Annotated in this window: 14 protein-coding genes and 1 pseudogene; 8 read left to right on the forward strand and 7 right to left on the reverse strand. The window is 69.0% G+C overall.

Features of this window, described 5'->3' with window-relative positions:
- Nucleotides 1–3 precede the first annotated feature (3 nt).
- On the reverse strand, nucleotides 4–951 hold the full coding sequence (locus ACTMTB_RS22395) for an SRPBCC family protein (RefSeq protein WP_441148217.1): 948 nt from the start codon (nucleotides 949–951) through the stop codon (nucleotides 4–6).
- A 189-nt stretch (nucleotides 952–1140) separates the two neighbouring features.
- Here ACTMTB_RS22395 and ACTMTB_RS22400 point away from each other — a divergent pair, with 189 nt between their 5' ends.
- Together ACTMTB_RS22400 and ACTMTB_RS22405 are read left to right on the forward strand one after the other, a co-directional pair.
- Nucleotides 1141–1575, forward strand: a complete 435-nt coding sequence (locus ACTMTB_RS22400; RefSeq protein WP_441148218.1) for a helix-turn-helix transcriptional regulator — start codon at nucleotides 1141–1143, stop codon at nucleotides 1573–1575.
- Nucleotides 1576–1905: 330 nt separating this feature from the next.
- Nucleotides 1906–4296, forward strand: coding sequence for an ATP-binding cassette domain-containing protein (locus tag ACTMTB_RS22405; RefSeq protein WP_441148219.1), 2391 nt, complete (start codon nucleotides 1906–1908; stop codon nucleotides 4294–4296).
- A 99-nt stretch (nucleotides 4297–4395) separates the two neighbouring features.
- On the opposite strand, the gene ACTMTB_RS22410 is transcribed toward ACTMTB_RS22405, so the two are convergent.
- The gene (locus ACTMTB_RS22410) at nucleotides 4396–5547 is read right to left on the reverse strand and encodes a helix-turn-helix domain-containing protein (RefSeq protein ID WP_441148220.1); all 1152 of its coding nucleotides are present in this window, start codon (nucleotides 5545–5547) and stop codon (nucleotides 4396–4398) included.
- A 385-nt stretch (nucleotides 5548–5932) separates the two neighbouring features.
- Here ACTMTB_RS22410 and ACTMTB_RS22415 point away from each other — a divergent pair, with 385 nt between their 5' ends.
- From ACTMTB_RS22415 to ACTMTB_RS22425, 3 genes are all read left to right on the forward strand, one after another.
- The gene (locus ACTMTB_RS22415) at nucleotides 5933–7291 is read left to right on the forward strand and encodes a hypothetical protein (protein WP_441148221.1); all 1359 of its coding nucleotides are present in this window, start codon (nucleotides 5933–5935) and stop codon (nucleotides 7289–7291) included.
- A 40-nt stretch (nucleotides 7292–7331) separates the two neighbouring features.
- Entirely contained in the window at nucleotides 7332–7844 is a 513-nt protein-coding gene (locus ACTMTB_RS22420) for an NUDIX domain-containing protein (protein WP_441148222.1), read from the forward strand.
- Between the two features lie 302 nt (nucleotides 7845–8146).
- Nucleotides 8147–8581 (forward strand): hypothetical protein, encoded by a 435-nt coding sequence (locus ACTMTB_RS22425; RefSeq protein ID WP_441148223.1) that lies wholly within the window; start codon nucleotides 8147–8149, stop codon nucleotides 8579–8581.
- A gap of 94 nt (nucleotides 8582–8675) precedes the next feature.
- On the opposite strand, the gene ACTMTB_RS22430 is transcribed toward ACTMTB_RS22425, so the two are convergent.
- The 3 genes and pseudogenes from ACTMTB_RS22430 to ACTMTB_RS22440 all read right to left on the reverse strand — a co-directional run bounded on the left by ACTMTB_RS22430 (nucleotide 8676) and on the right by ACTMTB_RS22440 (nucleotide 10428).
- Nucleotides 8676–8957 (reverse strand): YrhB domain-containing protein, encoded by a 282-nt coding sequence (locus tag ACTMTB_RS22430; protein WP_441148224.1) that lies wholly within the window; start codon nucleotides 8955–8957, stop codon nucleotides 8676–8678.
- A 23-nt stretch (nucleotides 8958–8980) separates the two neighbouring features.
- Nucleotides 8981–9798, reverse strand: a pseudogene (locus ACTMTB_RS22435) (IS5 family transposase).
- A gap of 45 nt (nucleotides 9799–9843) precedes the next feature.
- A complete protein-coding gene (locus tag ACTMTB_RS22440; RefSeq protein ID WP_389725289.1) occupies nucleotides 9844–10428 on the reverse strand; it encodes a DinB family protein in 585 nt (194 codons plus the stop codon).
- Nucleotides 10429–10433: 5 nt separating this feature from the next.
- Between ACTMTB_RS22440 and ACTMTB_RS22445 the strand changes: the two genes are divergently transcribed.
- Entirely contained in the window at nucleotides 10434–10562 is a 129-nt protein-coding gene (locus tag ACTMTB_RS22445; protein WP_257548903.1) for a hypothetical protein, read from the forward strand.
- A 363-nt stretch (nucleotides 10563–10925) separates the two neighbouring features.
- On the opposite strand, the gene ACTMTB_RS22450 is transcribed toward ACTMTB_RS22445, so the two are convergent.
- Entirely contained in the window at nucleotides 10926–11558 is a 633-nt protein-coding gene (locus ACTMTB_RS22450) for a DUF7002 family protein (RefSeq protein WP_441148225.1), read from the reverse strand.
- A gap of 169 nt (nucleotides 11559–11727) precedes the next feature.
- Nucleotides 11728–12180, reverse strand: a complete 453-nt coding sequence (locus ACTMTB_RS22455; protein ID WP_441148226.1) for an adenylyltransferase/cytidyltransferase family protein — start codon at nucleotides 12178–12180, stop codon at nucleotides 11728–11730.
- Between the two features lie 1061 nt (nucleotides 12181–13241).
- Between ACTMTB_RS22455 and ACTMTB_RS22460 the strand changes: the two genes are divergently transcribed.
- Together ACTMTB_RS22460 and ACTMTB_RS22465 are read left to right on the forward strand one after the other, a co-directional pair.
- Nucleotides 13242–14195, forward strand: a complete 954-nt coding sequence (locus ACTMTB_RS22460) for an ATP-binding cassette domain-containing protein (protein ID WP_441148227.1) — start codon at nucleotides 13242–13244, stop codon at nucleotides 14193–14195.
- On the forward strand, nucleotides 14192–14941 hold the full coding sequence (locus ACTMTB_RS22465) for an ABC transporter permease (protein WP_441148228.1): 750 nt from the start codon (nucleotides 14192–14194) through the stop codon (nucleotides 14939–14941). Before ACTMTB_RS22460 ends, ACTMTB_RS22465 begins: the two co-directional genes overlap by 4 nt.
- The last annotated feature ends 116 nt before the right edge of the window (nucleotides 14942–15057 follow it).

The raw sequence follows: 15057 nt of genomic DNA on the forward strand, positions 1-15057 counted from the left end.
CGGTCAGCGGGCGGGCAGCGGCTGGGCGGGACGTTGTTTGAGCTGCTGGTGCAGGGTGATCCCCTGCGGGCTGGCGTCGGAGCGGACCACCTCACCGGTCTCCAGCACCTGCTTGAACCGGCGAAGGTCGTCGCGGATCTGCTGCTCCGGCTCCTCGCCGAAGAGCTTCGCCACCGCGCGGCCGAGCCGCCCGGCCGGCGGGGCGTACCCCAGCTCCACCCGGACCTCGGTGCCCCGGTCGCCGGGGGCCGGCACGAAGCGGACCCGGCCGGCGTTGGGCACCTGGGCGCCGGGCAGCGACCGCCAGGCGATCAGCTCGTTCGGACGGTCCTCGACGATCTCGGCGTCCCAGCCGACCAGCCGGCCGGCGGGGCCGCGTGCGGTCCAGTGCGAGCGGCGCAGGTCGTCGGCGCGGACGGACTCCAGGTGGGCCATGAAGCGGGGCAGGTTCTCCAGGTCCCGCCAGAACCGGTACGCCTCCGACGCCGGGCGGTTGACGGTGACGCCGACCTCCATGAGGATCAGCCGTTCCCGGGCCCGGCGGGCCCGCCCGGCGCGGACGGCGGCGAGCAGGTCGACAACGGCGATGCCGGCGACGACGGCGGTGGTCACAGCGACCCGCCGACGCCGCTCACCGCACCGGTCGGCCAGCGCCCGGCCGAGCAGGGTGAGGTCGGCCGCGTCCCCGGCCACCCGGGTCCAGGCCCAGCCGCCGGGGCGACGTCCGGTGAGCAGCCCGGCGGCGTGCCCCAGTTCCCGGGCGGCCACCGCCGGGATGACACCCACCGCCTGCGGGGAGTCGTCCACCCCGGTCAGCCGGGCCACCGCGCGCGGGGCGAGCAGGCCGCCCGCGCCGAGGGCGAGACTGACCACGCCCAGCAGCCGGGGCAGTCCGGTGCCCCGGCCCTTGCCTTCCAACTCGTCCAGCACCGTCGGTTCGGTCCTGTCCACGTCCGCACCACCGTCGCTCGGCCGTGACCGCCCACGGGGACGGCCCGGCGGCCGGAAGCCGCCACGCCTGACGCTATGCCCACGAATCGCCCCAGGAACCCCGAATCAGCCCGAAACCCGGGCGGACCTCCGGGTCGCCCGGCGGTCGGCCGTGCTCCAGACACCGCCGGATGTGGCACGATCTGGTAGGTGACCAGCAGATCCCCCGAGGCGCAGCGTCTGAGTGACCTCGCGCGGCTGCGCCGGGTCCGCGACCGGATCGACCGGGAGTACGCGCGGCCGCTGGACGTCGAGGCGCTCGCCCGCGGCGCGAACATGTCGGCCGGTCACCTCAGCCGCCAGTTCCGGCAGGCCTACGGCGAGTCGCCGTACTCCTATCTGATGACGCGGCGCATCGAGCGCGCCATGGCGCTGCTGCGCCGTGGCGACCTGAGCGTCACCGAGGTCTGCTTCGCGGTCGGCTGCTCGTCGCTGGGCACCTTCAGCACCCGCTTCACGGAGCTGGTCGGGGTGCCGCCGAGCACCTATCGGGCCGAGCAGGCTCGCGCGACGGCGGAGATGCCGCCGTGCATCTCGAAACAGGTGACCAGACCGGTCAGGAATCGAGAAGCACGGGCCACGTAGCCGCAACTAGCGTGACCGCCATGAACATCAGCGTTCACCACGCCTTCCTCCCGCACACCGACACGGACGCCGCCCTGGCCTTCCGCGTCTGACGGGCAACCTCACCCGGATCAACGAGCTGTGCTGAGCCGTCCGGCTTCCAGCGCGGTGACGGTGCCCGACCACGAGCTGATGCGCGAGGGCTGATTGCTCCGACGCATCGGCCGGACCGCCGAATGGCCGAGGCCACCGGGGCGCCCGGGCCGGAGCAGCCTGGATACCGTGGTTCCCGCGCCGAGCGCGACGCCGACGGAGCCCGCGCAGCGGCCCCGCCACACAGATGGAGACACGATGAGCATGGCCACGAGGACGGACCCGCGGTCGCCCGCGCCGCACGTTGCCGACAGCCACGACCTGATCCGCGTGCAGGGCGCGCGCGAGAACAACCTCAAGGACGTCAGCATCGAGATCCCGAAGCGCCGGCTGACGGTGTTCACCGGCGTCTCCGGCTCGGGCAAGAGCTCGCTGGTGTTCGGCACGATCGCCGCGGAGTCACAGCGGATGATCAACGAGACCTACAGCGCCTTCCTGCAGGGCTTCATGCCGACGCTGGCGCGGCCCGAGGTCGACGTCCTCGACGGGCTGACGACCGCGATCATCGTCGACCAGGAGCGGATGGGCGCCAACGTCCGGTCCACGGTCGGCACCGCCACCGACGCCAACGCGATGCTGCGGATCGTCTTCAGCCGGCTCGGCCAGCCGCACATCGGATCGCCCCAGGCGTTCTCCTTCAACGTCGCCTCGATCAGCGGGGCGGGGGCGGTCACCGTCGAACGCGGCGGCAAGACCGTGAAGGAGCGGCGCAGCTTCGCCATCACCGGCGGCATGTGCCCGCGCTGCGAGGGCATGGGCTCGGTCACCGACTTCGACCTGTCGGCGCTGTACGACGACAGCCTGTCGCTCAACGAGGGCGCGCTCACCATCCCCGGCTACAGCATGGACGGCTGGTTCGGTCGCATCTTCCGCGGCTGCGGCTTCTTCGACCCCGACAAGCCAATCCGCAAGTACACCAAGCGGGAACTGCACGACCTGCTCTACAAGGAGCCGACCAAGATCAAGATCGAAGGGATCAACCTGACGTACGAGGGGCTGATCCCGAAGATCCAGAAGTCGTTCCTGTCCAAGGACGTCGACGCGCTGCAGCCGCACATCCGCGCCTTCGTGGAGCGGGCGGTGACCTTCACGACCTGCCCCGAGTGCGACGGCACCCGGCTCAGCAAAGAGGCCCGGTCGTCGAAGATCAAGGGGAAGAACATCGCCGACGTCTGCGCGATGCAGATCAGCGACCTGGCCGACTGGGTCCGCGGACTCGACGAGCCCTCGGTGGCCCCGCTGCTCGCCGGGCTGCAACACCTCCTCGACTCGTTCGTGGAGATCGGGCTGGGCTACCTCTCGCTCGACCGGCCCTCGGGCACCCTGTCCGGCGGCGAGGCGCAGCGCACCAAGATGATCCGCCACCTCGGCTCCTCGCTCACCGACGTCACCTACGTCTTCGACGAGCCCACCGTCGGGCTGCACCCGCACGACATCCAGAAGATGAACGACCTGCTGCTGCGGCTGCGGGACAAGGGCAACACGGTGCTGGTCGTGGAGCACAAGCCGGAGACGATCGCGATCGCCGACCACGTCGTCGACCTCGGCCCCGGCGCCGGTACGGCGGGCGGCACCGTCTGCTTCGAGGGCACCGTCGAGGGGCTGCGGGCCAGCGACACCATCACCGGCCGCCACTTCGACGATCGGGCCGCCCTCAAGGAGACGGTGCGCACGCCCACCGGCACCCTGGAGATCCGCGGCGCCGCCACCCACAACCTCCAGGACGTCGACGTCGACATCCCGCTCGGGGTGCTCACCGTGGTGACCGGCGTCGCCGGCTCCGGCAAGAGCTCCCTGATCCACGGCTCGGTGTCCGGGCGGGACGGTGTGGTGGCGGTCGACCAGACCGCCATCCGCGGGTCCCGGCGGAGCAACCCGGCGACGTACACCGGACTGCTCGAGCCGATCCGCAAGGCGTTCGCGAAGGCCAACGGCGTGAAGCCGGCGCTGTTCAGCCCCAACTCCGAGGGCGCCTGCCCCACCTGCAACGGCGCCGGCGTCATCTACACCGACCTGGCGATGATGGCCGGGGTCGCCACCGTCTGCGAGCAGTGCGAGGGGAAGCGGTTCCAGGCGTCGGTGCTGGAATACCACCTCGGCGGCCGCGACATCAGTGAGGTGCTCGCGATGTCGGTGACCGAGGCCGAGGAGTTCTTCGGCGCCGGCGAGGCGCGGATCCCCGCGGCCCACGCGATCCTGCAGCGGCTCGCCGACGTCGGGCTCGGCTACCTCAGCCTCGGCCAGCCGCTCACCACGCTTTCCGGCGGCGAGCGGCAGCGGCTCAAGCTGGCCACCCGCATGGCCGAGAAGGGCGGCGTCTACGTCCTGGACGAGCCGACCAGCGGCCTGCACCTCGCCGACGTCGAGCACCTGCTCGGCCTGCTCGACCGGCTCGTCGACTCCGGCAAGTCGGTCATCGTCATCGAGCACCACCAGGCCGTCATGGCGCACGCCGACTGGATCATCGACCTCGGTCCGGGCGCCGGCCACGACGGCGGCCGGGTCGTCTTCGAGGGCACCCCCGCCGACCTCGTCGCCGCCCGCTCCACCCTCACCGGCGAGCACCTCGCCGCCTACGTCGGCGCCTGACCGCGCCCCTACCCTGTTCGGTTGACAGCGGCGGGGCCGAGGTGATCTCGGCCCCGCCGCCGGCCGTCAGGACGTGGCGCAGCGGCTCGGTCCCAGGCGTCACCGGGTCAGGCCGACCAGCGTCGCCAGGCGCGCTACGCCGGCTGGCGCCGGGTGGCCCCGGGCCATCTCGGCGATCACCGTACGCGTCGCCCGCCGATACCGGACCTCAGCCGGTGCGATGCCGTCCGCGTCCATCAACACGCGTGCGGCCCCGGGCACATCACCGATCTGGAGGTACGCCCGCGCGGCGTCCACCAGGTACGCGGCACGGTACTCGGCCGGCAACGACCGCCACGCCTCCCGCCGGGTCGTCTGCTCGTGCCGGTACACCGCTTCCCCGGCGTCACCCAGCTCGACCGCCCTCACCACTCGGGCCAGGTCGACGGCGACCGGTCCGAAACTGGTTCGATGCCGGTCGTCACCGGTTCCGACCTGTGCCGCGATTTCGGCGGCCTGGTCGATCAGCTCCTCGGCGCGGCGGGCGTCGCCACACTCGGCGGCGGCGAGGGCGGCCTGGAGCAACAGAGTGCCGCACACCGATCCGGCCCCCTCCGATGTCGACGGCAGACGGTGGGCGGCTGCGACGGTTGCCTCCATCGCCAGCCGTCCCCGGCCCAGCGCGCGTAGCGCCTGCCCGATCGGCACGGTCGCCGTCGCAGCCAGCACCGGGTCGCCGCCCGCCACGGTCACCGCCCGGTCTGCGGCCAACCAGCCGAGGTCAGCCTCGCCGAGCTTCACCAGCAACGACGAGGTGATCCGGTACGTCTGCACCAGCAGCTCCGGCTCTGCTTCAGGCAGCCCCTGGGCGACGGCGAGCAGCCCCGGCAGCAGCCGCACCACCTGCGCGTAGTGCGCGTGCTGGTAGGTCAGCCAGGCGTGCGCGACATGCCGGCTCATCTCCGCCACTGACACCGTGCTCCGGCAGAAGTCGTAGCGGGCGAGGGCGGCGCGTATCCCGTCCACCCCGTCCAGCGTGGTCGACGCTGCCTTCAGACCCTGCTCGCCGAGCAGCACCGCCGGATGGATCCGCAGCACCTCGGCAATCTCGTGGACCACCGAGTACCGGTCCAGCGCTCGGACGCCCCGCTCGACCTTGTCCATCCAGCTCTTCGACTTGCCGAGCCGGTCGGCGAGCATCTGCTGGGTCATCCGCCGCCGCACCCGCCAGCGGGCGACCCGGCGACCGATCGGTTCGCCATCACCGGTCACGCCGCCACCGCCGGTCCGGTCTCGCTTGAGTCGTCTCCTCAACCGGTATGCGTTCCGCGTCGGCCTGCGCGAGGAGCCGCCGCTTCGCGGCTTCCCGCTCGGCTTCCTCCACCTGCTCGCCCCGGCTGGCCGCCGGCTCATGGCCCGGGTCTCGCATCCCCACCTCCTTCGAAAGGAAGCGGTGACAAGCTCAGGAAATCCCGGTCACCGCTTCATCCGATGTCAGCGAAGTTCACTCCCGACAGACCGACCAGATGGCGAGGCGTGCGTGCCATTGCGCTGCCCAGACAGGGAGTTGCGCGGGGTTGCGCGGGGCGTCGTACCGGCCACAGCACCGCGTAGGCTCGTGACTGGCGGTAGTCACTCGATGCCTGGAGGCACATACATGGTGCGGCCGGTCACCAATGCCGCTTTCGACGCACTGCTCAGTGCAGCGGGCTACGGCAATGCCCACGCTGCCTTCGCCCGCCAGCTCAACCATGCCGGCCGCAGCCACGGGTCCTGGCGCTATGACGCCGCCAGCGTCTACTGGTGGCTCCGGGGACGCCGACCCGCCGAGCACGTCCAAGCCATCATGGGTGAGACGATCGCGCGCAAGCTCGGTCGCCCCGTCGCCGTCGCGGAGTTGGGATTCACGAACATCGGCGTCATCGTCGACGCGGCCTACCCCCCGTCTGTCAGTCACGCGATCGACTCGGCGGAGCAACTCTGGACCATGCTCACCAAGCAACTTGAGTGGCAGGCCAACGGCACGTTCCAGAGCGCGACCGCCCTACAGGCCGCGCTCGCTTGGCGGTATGACCTTCCCGATGAGACGGTGATTGGCAGCGGCCGACACCCTGTCACGAACGCCGAGATCCAGTCGCTGTACGTGCTCGCCGACCACTTCACCGACCTCGACCGACGTCACGGCGGCGCTTCTCCGCGCACCCGAGCACTCATGGCCGACCTCCTCGTGCGTCAGGTCGTTCCCATGTTGCACGGCACCTACCCCGACGCCATCGGCCGCGATCTCATGCGCGCAGCGGCGACGCTCTCCGGTCAGCTCGCCTTCATGTCATACGACGCAGCTGACCACGGCACGGCCCAACGCCATCTCACCATCGCCCTGCGGCTCGCCAGGGCTGCCGACGATCGCCTGTACGGCGCCCACCTGCTGGCCAACCTCGCCACCCAGGCGGTCTACCTCGGTCACGATCGGGATGCGACCAGGCTCGCGGAAGCAGCGATCGACGGAGCAGGGCGCGCCCCCGCCGCCGTCCGGGCCCGGCTCTACACCACCGCCGCCAGCGCGTACGGCCGAGCGGGCGAAAGGCGCGCCTGCCAGACCGCACTCGCCAAGGCCGAACGCGCCATCGACCGATCGAGCCCAGAAGGCGGACCGCGCTGGGTCAACTACTTCAGCCCGGCGCACTTCGCGGGCGCCGCGCTGAAATGTCTGAGCGACCTGCGCCGCTACCGTCAGGCCCTGCGACACGCACCTGATGCGATCACTCTGGCCGATCGCAACACCCGGACACGCGCACTGCACACCGCCCTCATCGCCGCCACCCACGCCCAGGTTGGTGACGTGGACACCGCTTGCGGCTGGGGAAGGGAGTTGGTGCGGTACGCACCAGACGTCCACTCCGCCCGCGTGACACACCGAGTCCGCGAACTCGCTTCCGCGCTGCGCCCCTACCAAGCAGTGCCGCAGGTCAACGATCTCCTGCGGGCTCTCCCGATCCCGACTCCGACCGACTAGCACGAGGTCGCTTCAAGACACGTCGGCTAGCGTCACCGACGTGACCTGGACGGAGCCCGCCACCTGGTATGACAACCTGCCCGCCTTCTACGCCGCTGCAGCAGGTTTCATCACCGACCCGGCCGGCAAAGTGCTGCTCGTCAAACCCACATACCGCGACCACTGGGCCTTCCCGGGTGGGTACGTTGACGAGGGCGAATACCCCCATCAAGCCTGCGCGCGCGAGATCCGGGAGGAGTTCGGCGTCGCTGTTGGAGTGGGCGATCTGCTCGTCGTGGACTGGGCACCGCCCGCCGGGCTGCGGCCACGCGCTCTCATCCATTTCACCTTCGACTGCGGGATCGCTACCGACCTTGACGGTTTCCACCTCCCGGAACAGGAGCTGGAAGACGTCGCCTTCTTCTCGTCTCCTGAGGCCGAGCAGCGCCTCCCAGGCAACGTCGCCCCCCGAGTCCGCGCAGCGATAGGTGCCCGAGCCCGACGGGCTCCGGTGTACCTCGCCGGCGGCTCGGCCACCCGACCTCATCAATCGGCACCGGGGACGAACAGATAAGCAACGACGACGCTCGCGTCCCACGAAAAGTTGAGCTCAATGGCGCGCTCAGCGCCACGAGAAGACGTCACGAGGCCAATTCACCTCGACGCCATCACGAACCCCGTTGCGAGCAGGAGCACGCCGAGGATGGTGGCAGCAACGGGACGGCGTTCCATCCTGAGAACGTCCGGCGTGCCCAGTCTTCGAAGTCGGCTCTCACCGGCCGAGCTAACCACGCCCTCCGCAATGTCGCCAGGAGCCACAACAGCGCGGATCGCGGCATGAGCGGATGCGTCGGGCCATCCACTAAGGTCCGGGTTGTGGCAGCCAAAGCAGCGGGAGCGTTTCGTCGGACGGCGATCGAGCGATCAGATCAGCGCGTCGCATGGGAACGGACCGACCAGGCCTTCTTCGCCGCCGGAGCGTGTCACATTCTCGCCTGGGTTTGCCGAGATTCCTACCCAAACCGGCCGATCGAGATAGCGGCGGTGCGCTTCGCGGGCGACCGGCAGGTCTTCCACACCTACGCGACCTGGGAGGGCTGGGCGTTCGACCACTCTGGCTGGAATCCCGAGCCGCAATTGCTGATGGCCAACACAGACTTTGAAGGCCACCCGCTAGAGCGCGTCAAGATCATAGACAGTCTCGCTGAGTTCTGCGAGGAGCACCACCACCGCATGCCGAACCAGTATTGGCATGACCCGCTCCCCCGTGCTCGCGACTACGTGGGCCGATACATCCCACCTTGGGCCTAGCGCCTCCGGCGCACAATCGTCGACCGGAGCAGGTGTTCACTTACTGACCGCTGGTGACGCACCGTGACGCCCGGTCGGCGGCATGTCAGTGCGTTCAGCCGAGGGTGGGTCGCCCCTCGGCGATCTGTTCTTCCACCGGCCGACCGGACCAGGCCAGCCATGGATCCACGCCGGACTTGGGCACGACCACAGGTCCGTTGCCTACCAACGAATCGTGTATGTCGCCTGACTCGATGAAGGTGCGGGACTGGTAGCCCACGGACCATGCGGTCTCGTGCTCCCACGCACCGATGATCACCCATTCACCGGTGCGAACCTTGTCAATGCGGTCAGCGAGGAAGGCAAATGCGACCTCGCGAGCCTCTTCATCGGTCATGCTCGTGTCCCTAGGAGGGTGTCTCACGTGGCAAGTTTCGCGAGCTTCTTGTAGAAGGTCAGGGCGGCGGCCAGGCCGAGGAAGGCGAGGAAGTGCGAGCCCTTTCGTTCGTATCGGACGGTGAGGCGGCGGTAGCCGAAGAGCCAGGCGATCGACCGTTCGATCTTCCAGCGGTGCCGACCGAGGCGTTCGCCGGACTCGATGCCGGGCCGCGCGATGCGCGCGCCGAGCCCGCGCTCGCGCAGCCAGGCCGGGTGTTCGGCGGAGAAGTACGCCTTGTCCGCGCGGAGTTTGACGGGTCGGCGCCGCCGTGGTCCCCGGCGGGACCGGACGGCGGGTATGCCGCGGATGAGCGGCTTGAGGGCGAGGCTGTCGTGCATGTTCGCGCCGGACACGGCGACGGCGAGCGGGATGCCCTGGGCATCGGACACCACGTGCAGCTTGCTGCCCTTCTTGCCGCGATCGACCGGGTTCGGCCCGGTCAGCGATCCCCCCTTTTGGCGCGAACGGAGGCCGCGTCGACGATCGCCGAGGTCCAGTCCACCTCGCCCCGGGCCCCGAGTTCGTCCAGCACCGCCCGGTGCAGCCGACGCCACAGGCCGGCCTCGGTCCATACCGTGAAGCGGCGATGCGCGGTGGCGGGCGACGTGCCGAACGTCGGCGGCAGATGCCGCCAGGCACAGCCGCTGGTCAGCACGTACACCACTGCCGTGAACACGGCCCGCTCGTCACACGGAGCGGTCCCACCACCTTACGGACGAGCAGCGAACGACGGCAGCAACGGGGCGGCCAGCTCCCAGAGTTCATCAGGAACCAGACGCTTCGATAGATCAGCACCCACGACCGGCATCATGCCGCACGAACATCAAGTCACGTGAGACAACTTCTAAGCCTTGATTGGTGCGGCCGACCTGGCGGCCTGCTCGATCTTCGCGCAGTAGGCTGCACGGGCTTCCTCGTCGATCTGCTTCTCGTGTTCGGCGCGCAACCCGGTCCGGCCGTCGAGGCCCTCGCGCAGGATATCGGCGTGCCCGGCATGCCGGATGGACTCGCCGAGGACATGGACCATGATGGCGAACAGGTTCGTGTCGGCATAAGGCTCCGGCCACCACGGCACGTGGCCGGGGGCGTCGAGGGGAAGCTCGTTGATCGTCGCGTCCGAGTGTTCCCACGTGCGCCGGTAGAACCCGATGATCTGATCGCGGGTCTCGTCCTCAGTCGCCCACAGATCGCTGCCGTTGGAGTCCTGCCACCGGGGCAGCGGTTCCGGGGAAGGGCGGTCGAAGACCTCGCCGAAGTACCTGGCCTCGACGGTGGCCACGTGTTTGACCAGGCCGAGGAGGTTGGTCCCGGTCGCTGTCAAAGGTCGGCGGGCGTCGTATTCGGACAAGCCGTCGAGTTTCCAGAGCAGCGCCTTGCGGTCCCGCCGCAGTCTCCCGTACAGGTTGTCTTTCGCGAATTCGTCGATCATGCGGCATGAGCCTGCCATGGGCTGCTCGTGGTCTCAAGATCCCGTACGTGGTCCGCAACGACTGGCAGAGCCGAGGCCTGGCCATGGCCGCCGCCCTGACCTGCTACAAGAAGCTCGCGAAACTTGCCACGTGAGACAACCTCTAACGCTGAGACGACATGCAGGACCGAGCCAACGCGGTGCCATCGGCACGTCCGGACGGCAACCAGGCCAGCTCGGCGTGACGCCCCGTAGCGCTCGGATCGCGGCATAACCGGATGTCAAGATCGGTCGAGGACTGCAATTCAGTCGGGCCGCACCGCACGCGGGGCCGGGCTTGTAGGGCTGATGAACGCCGCGTCCTGCCCGCTTATCGGTCCCGACAGTGGTGGTCACTGGAGTCGTAGAGGACGAGGAAGCCCCGGCGGGTTGGTGAAGGCTGATCCCGAGCAGGTGTACGAGCGCCTGCCTGCGGGGTGGAGCGCAATGCAGTCCTGTGACCGCGATGGGTGTGGATCTCAGTCGATGGTGCCTTCGATCTTGTCGGTCAGGTCGAGGATGTCAGGGACGGCGTCCAACACGGTGATCTCGACCAAGGCGCCATCGCGGCCGTACCGGCGGCGGTACTCGGCGTAGGGGTAGTCGGCGATCGGCAGCCAGGATCGATGCCCCCGCATGGGGTGGTTCTTCTGCGTCACGGCCCCGGAGTTGAGCCGGCAGAGTTCGATTCGTGGGCCGTGTCGCTCGACAAGGGCGCGGGTGTCGACGTGCAGGACCACCTGGTCCTCGGTGCGGTACTCCTTCGCTTGACGCAGCCGGTCCAGCCGCTCAGCGCTGGCCCAGAAGAAGACCCGGGAGTTGATGGCCGCGAGGTACTCGGTCAGCGAGGAGTTTGGATCAATCTTCTCCGCGACGAATTTCATCGGCTTCTGATCGCGGATCACGGCAGGCGGCAGGCCGGGCGCGCGCAGAACGGTGGACTGCTTGCGAGGGGCGCTCAGGAGTCGGTCACGCTCGGCAGCGTCGAGGTCGAACAAATCGATCAGTTGCTGCGTGGACAGGAGACCGTGTCGTTGCACCGATGGCCACGCGGTCGCCGACATCGTGTGGAAGACCTGCGGATGGCGCGCGATCAGTTCCTCGACGTCCATGCGGTCATCATGTCGGACGTCCGCGACTACGGGCCATCAGGGATCCGGTCGACGTCCTCCCATCACCTGGTCGACGGGTGGCCTGCAGCGCTGGCGCTCCTCGGCGCTACGCCTACGCCTGTCGAGACAACCGCCACCCTCCGTAGTGACCGGATCGCGGCAGATCCGGTCATTCATTTCGCGAGGCGGCCGCGTCGAGCACCCGCTGGATCAACTGGGTGGTTGAGATTCCTCCCGTGCGCCGAACGTAAGTGAGTTTCCCGGCTGCTGCAGCGGGCCCGTATACGAACTCGGCCCCCTCGGGCGACAAGTCGTCGCCGTGCACCACGGTGGTGATCCCGTGCTCGGCAAGAAACTCTTCGGTCACTTGGAGCGGGGCGTCCTCAATCACCTCGTCGACGTACCTGCACGACTCGATCACGGCGACACGCTCGGCAAGGGTCATGATGGGACGACGCTTGTAGGAGGCTGCGGTGTCGTCGGACAGCACGCCGACGACCAGCCAGTCACCATGGCGGCGCGCCTCCCGGAGGAGCGACACGTGGCCCGCGTGGAACAGGTCTCCAACCATGTCGACGTAAACCCGCGATATGGCGGCCGCACCCACGTCTGGGTTCTCCACAACAACTCACCTGCTCCTTCGCCCACACCAGTCGCGGTCGCTCACCGTTCTACCGGACGAGACCGGCGAGGCGCGCACATCGGCAGATCCGGATACTTGGGCAGGCCGCCGGTAGCTCTGGGCGCCGTGGCCTGCTCAGCGGTGCTGGGCCTCGTGTTGTAAGGCGGCCGCTCGGCGCCAGCGGGTGACTTCGGCTTCGTGTGATCCGGCGGCGGTCGCGGCCGCGACCGCCGCCGGATCTGCTGCGCCGGTCAGTAGAGTCAGGGGCCAGGCCGGCATGCCGCCCGCACCGTCGTACGCGGCCCAGGTCCATGGACCGTCGAAGCGCCACGCACGGCCGTCGGCGTCGGCGACGTCGTCGCCGGCCTCCAGGAAGGCGTACGGGCGGAAGACCAGTTCGAGCGTGAACGGAACACCCGCCGCCGGGCTCGATGCTCGTGCCCTGGAACTCCGATGCCGCGTCCGGAGCCTCACCGGCGCGCAGAACGAGCGGGCTCAGGCTCGGGCGAGGCAGCCAGCCCGACTCCTGCGGCGGGTCGTACTCGTGAACCTCGATGACGTGGATGATCCGCGCCGGGATACCGACCCGGCAGGTATCGCCGGGTGCGAGGCGGAGGGAGGGCGGGTCGGTCGCGTACAGCTCGTTCGGATCGGCGCGGCCCAGGGCCGCCTCGCCATTCCAGCGCGAGCCCTCCGCGTCCGGGTCGATCTCCCACCAGGGCCAGCGGACGCTGACGTGCGCCTCGTCGACGCCGGTGACGACCGTTGGCGTGAACGGGCAGGAGATGCGCAGCACGTCCCCGACGCGGTAGACCATGCGCGGCAGATTAGCGCGCGGCGCACCGGGCAGGACGGTGGTAGAGGGGCCAGGGACCAGCGGTCGCGGACTGCTCGAAGTGGTCCGCGCGGCTGCACGGCCGGTCCCCGTCGTCCCGCAGAAGACACATGAGGATGCCTGCGGTCATCCGGAAGAACTGCCGGTCACCTGGGCGAACACCATGTCAGTGGCCGTGTCAGGGGCGTGTCAGGCCGGTGACAGGTCGGCCGCCGATCGTGGGCGCATGACAAGTTCAGCGATTGAGGTTTCCGGGCTACGAAAGGCTTTCGGGGACAAGACCGTGCTCGACGGCATCGATCTGGATGTTCGTGCGGGCACAGTCTTCTCCCTGCTCGGTCCGAACGGGGCGGGCAAGACGACGACGGTGAACGTGCTGACCACGTTGATGAAGGCCGACGGTGGGACGGCACGGGTTGCCGGGCATGACATCGCGACCGAGACCAAGGCGGTGCGCGCGGTGGTCGGGGTCACCGGTCAGTTCGCGGCGGTGGATGAGCTGCTGACGGGGCAGGAGAACCTGCAGCTGATGGCGGATCTGAAGCGGATGGGCTCCGGCGAGGGCCGGCGGGTCGTCACGGAGTTGCTGGAGCGGTTCGATCTGGTGGAGTCGGCGCAGAAGCCGGTGTCGACCTATTCCGGCGGCATGCGCCGGAAGCTGGATCTGGCGATGACGCTGGTCGGCAAGCCACGGATCATCTTCCTGGACGAGCCGACGACCGGACTGGACCCGCGCAGCCGCCGCACGATGTGGGAGATCGTCCGCGAGCTGGTGGCCGACGGCGTCACCATCTTCCTCACCACTCAGTACCTCGAGGAAGCCGATCAGCTCGCCGACCGGATCGCGGTACTCCACCAGGGCCGCCTGGTTGCCCAGGGCACTCCCGACGACCTCAAACGCCAGGTCCCCGGCAGTCATGTCCGGCTTCGGTTCACCGACGTCGCCGAACTCGACGCGGCCGCGCGGGTCCTCACCGACGCCACGCGCGACGACGAGGCACTGGCCCTGCGGGTTCCCAGCGACGGCGGGACGAGATCGCTGCGGGCCCTGCTGGACCGGCTCGACGAGTACTCGATCAGCGCCGAAGAGCTCTCCGTCCACACACCGGACCTCGATGACGTTTTCCTCGCCCTGACGGGCCACACCCACACCCACACCACGGAGGTGGTCGCGAAATGAGCACCAAGTCCCATGCGATGGTCATGCTGCGTCGCAACTTCAAGCACATCGCCCGGAATCCGACCTCGGTGTTCAACGCCATCCTGATGCCGATCGTGATCATGTTGATGTTCGTCTACATGTTCGGAGACGCTTTCAACGTCGGTGTCGACTACATCGACTACGCGACGCCGGGACTGATGCTGCTGGCCGTCTGTTACGGGCTGGGGGCCACCGCCACGTCAGTGAACTCCGACATGACGAAGGGCATCATCAACCGGTTCAAGGTCATGGACGTCTCCCGTGGTGCGGTGTTGACCGGTCACGTCGTCGCCAGTCTGCTGACCAATCTGCTCGCCATCGGGGCGCTCGTCGGGGTGGCCTTCCTGCTGGGATTCAGCCCGTCGGCAAGTTCCCTCGACTGGCTCGGCGTGGTCGGCATCGTCGTGCTGCTCGGTTTCGCGGCCGGCTGGCTCACGGTCGCCCTGGGCCTGGCGGCGAAGTCTCCGGAGACGGCGGGTCTGGCCTCCGTGCCGCTGGTCATGCTGCCGTTCTTCAGCAGCGCGATCGTGCCGGCGGAGAAGATGGGGCCGGGCCTGCGGCAGTTCGCGGAATACCAGCCCTTCACGCCGATCATCGAAACCATGCGCGGGTTGCTCAACGGCGCACCGTCCTCCAGCGACGCGATCACCGCCATCGCCTGGTGCGTCGGCATCGCTCTCGTCGGCTACCTGTGGGCGCGTTCCACCTTCACGAAGCGCGCGTGACCTCCCGGGCGATGGCCTTCCGAGGGCCGTGATCGGGCTGACCCCGAAGCCGCCAGCGACGAACTGACCCGGCGCGCGCTCGCCGTCAACGAGCGCGCGCCGTGGGCGTGCGGACC

The organism is Micromonospora sp. L32 (genome assembly GCF_052068055.1).
GTDB lineage: Bacteria > Actinomycetota > Actinomycetes > Mycobacteriales > Micromonosporaceae > Micromonospora > Micromonospora purpureochromogenes.